4 protein-coding genes and 1 pseudogene are annotated in these 4,235 nt (G+C 72.2%); 3 read left to right on the top strand and 2 right to left on the bottom strand.

The features are described 5' to 3' along the window. Together ACFVUY_RS43170 and ACFVUY_RS43165 are read right to left on the bottom strand one after the other, a co-directional pair. Positions 1-113 (bottom strand): annotated as a pseudogene (locus ACFVUY_RS43170) (electron transfer flavoprotein subunit beta); the annotation flags it as partial. A 264-nt stretch (positions 114-377) separates the two neighbouring features. Beyond that, the gene (locus ACFVUY_RS43165) at positions 378-704 is read right to left on the bottom strand and encodes a TlpA family protein disulfide reductase (RefSeq protein WP_387737351.1); all 327 of its coding nucleotides are present in this window, start codon (positions 702-704) and stop codon (positions 378-380) included. Between the two features lie 319 nt (positions 705-1,023). Here ACFVUY_RS43165 and ACFVUY_RS43160 point away from each other — a divergent pair, with 319 nt between their 5' ends. The 3 genes from ACFVUY_RS43160 to ACFVUY_RS43150 all read left to right on the top strand — a co-directional run bounded on the left by ACFVUY_RS43160 (position 1,024) and on the right by ACFVUY_RS43150 (position 4,118). Beyond that, positions 1,024-1,449, top strand: a complete 426-nt coding sequence (locus ACFVUY_RS43160; protein WP_359915560.1) for a DUF4395 domain-containing protein — start codon at positions 1,024-1,026, stop codon at positions 1,447-1,449. A 222-nt stretch (positions 1,450-1,671) separates the two neighbouring features. Further along, a complete protein-coding gene (locus tag ACFVUY_RS43155) occupies positions 1,672-2,442 on the top strand; it encodes a lysophospholipid acyltransferase family protein (protein WP_387737350.1) in 771 nt (256 codons plus the stop codon). Between the two features lie 236 nt (positions 2,443-2,678). Further along, positions 2,679-4,118, top strand: a complete 1,440-nt coding sequence (locus ACFVUY_RS43150) for a hypothetical protein (protein ID WP_387737349.1) — start codon at positions 2,679-2,681, stop codon at positions 4,116-4,118. Positions 4,119-4,235: the final 117 nt, after the last annotated feature.

The raw sequence follows: 4,235 nt of genomic DNA, 5'->3' as shown, positions 1-4,235 counted from the left end.
TCCGACAGGAGGCCGTCCACACCCTCCCGGTCGGTGGTGTGGTCGTCCGCGAAACGACGGTCACCCGTCGCGTCCGGCACGTGCTTCACACAGACAACGATCCTCAAGCTCACGGCCTTGTCTCCTGTACTGGTCTCGTCCGGCGGCTGCGGCGGTGCAAGCGGGCGCGAACACGGCACGCACCCGCTCCGGGCAGCGAATTCCCGTGCCGGTCCGGAACTTCCTGGCAGCATACTCGCCGGTAGTGCAGCGGTCACTACTGGCCAGTAGCTTATGCCGTGCGGCCGCTCCCGCCGCCTGCGCCCATCCTGCCCCAGCCCGGAGCCGACTCCACCCGACGGGGCGGAACAACTGCCGCCGGATTGCTCACACCACGCTCACACCACGCGCCCGAGCGCCGCGATCACGTCCGCCCTGCGCGGCTGCCCCGCCGCCCGCCGCACCACCCGGCCCTCCCCGTCCAGCACCAGGACGGTCGGCGTCCGCCGGACCTCCAGCCGGCGGACCAGCTCCAGCCGCTCCTCCGCGTCCACCTCGACGTGCTCGACCCCGTCGACCATCCCGGCCACCTCGGAGAGCACCCTCCGGGTGGCCCGGCACGGTTGGCAGAAGGCCGTCGAGAACTGCACCAGCGTCGCCCGCACGCCGAGCGGCCCGCCCAACTCGGCCTCCGACAGCCGTACCGCCCCGTCCTCGGTGCTCAACCCTCGGCCTCCCGTCACTCCCGATCCCGCGCCCGGCCCACGGCGGGCCGGTCCCGGCCACCGTCGAGGCACCACAACACGCACCGGCGGCCAGGTCATCCCCCCAGTCTGCGGCAGGGCCCTCCGCGCCCGAAACACGGTCGACCGCCAGGGCCCGGCCACGTACGATCGGCCGGTGGATTCCGACTGTCGCCCAACGCCGCCGCCGGCCTGCCGCCGCGTCACCGCCACGGCCCGGGCCGTCCTCCACCGACGACGCTGACGCCCGCCGCCGACGCCCCGCCGCTGCCGCCGCCCGTCGCGACCCCCGGAGCCACCGTTGCAGACCGATCCCCGCGGCTCCCGCCTCGCCGCAGCGCTCACCTCCATCGTCCTGGCCGTCGTCCTGCGCACCGGCAACTGCCCCCTCCTGGCCGCCCAGACGCTCGTCCTGGCCCTCGGTGCCTTCGGCGGCCTGCGCATGGCCCCGTACGTCCGGCTGTTCCAGGCGCTCGTGCTCCCCCGGCTCGCACCGCCCTCCGAGACCGAGGACGAGCGGCCGCTCCGCTTCGACCAGGGCATCCTCATGGTGTTCACCGCGGTCGGCGCCCTCGGCTACTGCGCCGAGGTGACCTGGCTCGGTGCGCTGGCCTGCTCGGCCGCCCTCACCGCCGCCTTCGCCAACGCCGCGTTCGGCTACTGCGTGGGCAGCGAGCTCTACCCCCTGGTCCGGCGCGCCCAGGGCCGACTCACCGCCGGCGCGTGATGTGCGCGGCGGAAAAGTTCCCGTTCGAATTCATCACGGAGATCACACCGCCAAAATTCGCTTGACCGCACGCCTCAGGTGACAGCGGGCACTCGTTCGGGGGATCATCTCCGTGAATCACCCGTGACCGCCGCGGAGTGCCGTGCTCCGGTCGGCGCCGCCCGCACAACGGAGCGGGTACCCGCCGAACCGGGCTCCGGCCCGTGGAAGTCAGGACTGACCGTGGCAGAGTTCGTGTACCCGCCGGTGATCGGCGCCGCACTCACCGCCTTCCGCGCGCTCGACGTGCGGATCAAGATCGTGGGCGCCGAACACATCCCCGCCAGGGGGGGAGCGGTACTGGTCAGCAACCACATCAGCTACCTGGACTTCCTCTTCGCAGGCCTCGGCGCGTACCGCGGCGGCAAGCGCAAGACCCGCTTCATGGCCAAGGACGACGTCTTCAAGCACCGGATCTCCGGCCCGCTGATGCGCGGCATGAAGCACATCCCGGTGGACCGCACCGACGGGCAGCCCGCGTACGAGGCCGCCGTGCGCGCCCTCAAGGCCGGCGAGGTGGTCGGGGTGTTCCCCGAGGCGACCATCAGCCGCTCCTTCATGCTGAAGAAGTTCAAGACCGGCGCCGCCCGGATGGCCGCCGACTCCGGCACCCCGCTGCTGCCCGTCGTGCTCTGGGGCACCCAGCAGCTCTGGACCAAGGGCCGCCCGAAGACCCTCACCAAGCGGCACGTCCCGGTCACCATCATGATCGGCGAACCGATCCACCTCGGACCGAACGACAAGCCCGTGATGGTCACCCGACGGCTGCGCGCCGCCATGAGCGAGATGCTCGACCAGGCCCAGCGCGAGTACCCCGCCAAGCCCTCCGGCCAGGACGACACCTGGTGGCTGCCCACCCACCTCGGTGGCACCGCCCCCACCCTGGAGGTCGCCGAGGCCGAGGACGAGGCGGAGGCCCTCGCCCGGGCCGAGCGCCGCGCCGCCCGGGACTGACAGCTCTTTCTCCCCCCCTCTCTCTCCTTTCTCCTCTCTTCTCCGCCCCTCCTGCCGGCCTCCCCGCCTCCCCCGCCCTCCGTCTACTCCGTGCGACCGAGCGGGAACTCTCCGTCGCGTGTCGCCCGACCGCCGACGCCACCCGTCTGACACAGTGACAGCTCCTTCCAGGGGCCTTCGTCCTGAATCCGCGGCGGGGGCACACGTCGGAACGGTCGAAAGGCTCGGAGGCGGAGATGGCACGGATCACCACCGGCACACGGCAGTCACCCACGGGCAGGGCCCGCACCCGCGCGAGCGCCGGTGCGGGCCTTCTGCTTCTGGGCACCCTGCTCACCGGCTGCGGAGCCGAACCCGGGGACATCCCGCTCTCCGAGATCCGGCCGGAGACTCCCACCAGCACCCCCGAGACGAGACCGGCCGAGACCCCCGGCGTGGTCGGTGCGGCCGTCGGAGCGCCCGCGGCCACCGCACACAACGGCCTGATCGTCAGCCGCGCGTACACCGACTCCGCCCGCACCAGCAGCGCCATCGTCACCCTCTCCCCCGACGGCAGCGGCCAGCACCAGGTCACCAAGCCGCCGGCGCGCGCCCTCGACGACCGCCCGGACTGGTCCCCCGACGGCACCACCATCGCCTTCGACCGCACCGACCCGCAGAGCGGCACCGCCCGGCTCTGGACCGTCCCCACCAACGGCGGACCCGAACACCAGATCAACCAGCTCTGCGACAGCGGCACCGCCGACTGCGCCAACGAGGACGAACGGGCCCCCGCCTTCTCCCCGGACGGCAAGCAGGTCGCCTTCAGCCGATCCTGGGGCGCCCAGGACTCGACCGGCAGCCGCCAGATCCAGTACTCGGACCTCTACCTGATGAGCCCCGAGGGCACCGAAGTCCAGCGGCTCACCTTCCTCACCAACGACAAGCCCTACTCCGGCATCGTCAGCAACCCCAGCTGGTCCCCCGACGGGAAGCAGCTCACCTTCGAGTACCGCACCAGCGCCACGGGGCAGCCCGCCGGCAGCCGCGCCATCTACGTCGTCAGCGCGGACGGCACCGGGCTGCGCCAGCTCACCCCCTGGGAACTGCGCGCGGGCGACCGTGCGGACTGGTCCCCCGACGGCACCCAGATCCTCTTCACCACCTACCCGGCCGGCCCCGACAACGCCCCCGGCGGAGGCATCTACACCGTGCACCCCGACGGCAGCGCCATCGGCGCCCTCACCCCCGCACCCTCGGACACCTACTACGGCACCGCCGCCTACGCACCCGACGGCAAGTCCATCGTCTTCGCCCAGGCGCCCTCGGGTGCCGGCGCCGACCTCTACAGCATGCGGCCGGACGGTACGGGCGTCGCCCGTCTCACCAACAGCGCGGACAAGTGGCTCGGCCGCCCGGCCTGGGGGACGGCGGAGAGCTCGGTGGCTCCCGCCGAACCGGCTCAGACAACGGATCAGCCGTCGGTTCCGGCGACGGACCAGCCGTCGGATCAGGGGTCGAGTCAGCCTTCGCCGGCAGCACAGGCTTCCCGGACGCCGCGTCCGGATGACCAGCAGCAGGCCCAGGCCCAAGGGCAGGAGCCCACCGAGAAGGCGCGACCCGGGACGGGACCGGAGCCCGGTTCCGGTTCCGGTTCCGGTTCCGGCTCCGGCTCCGGCTCCGGCTCCGACGAATAGATCGCGCAGTTCTGGAAATGCAAAGAACCCCCATCCGGATCCCGGATGGGGGTTCTTCTGAAGAATTGTTCGGCGGCGTCCTACTCTCCCACAGGGTCCCCCCTGCAGTACCATCGG

The organism is Kitasatospora sp. NPDC058063 (assembly GCF_042885395.1).
GTDB classification, from domain to species: Bacteria; Actinomycetota; Actinomycetes; order Streptomycetales; family Streptomycetaceae; genus Kitasatospora; species Kitasatospora lactacystinica.
The sequence above is the reverse complement of the archived record's forward strand: the minus strand, read 5'-3'. Positions and strand labels throughout refer to the sequence as shown.

Bases quoted from the DNA above. Each gene is read 5' to 3' on its own strand.
- ACFVUY_RS43150 (WP_387737349.1), top strand. From the start codon at position 2,679: ATGGCACGGATCACCACCGGCACACGGCAGTCACCCACGGGCAGGGCC.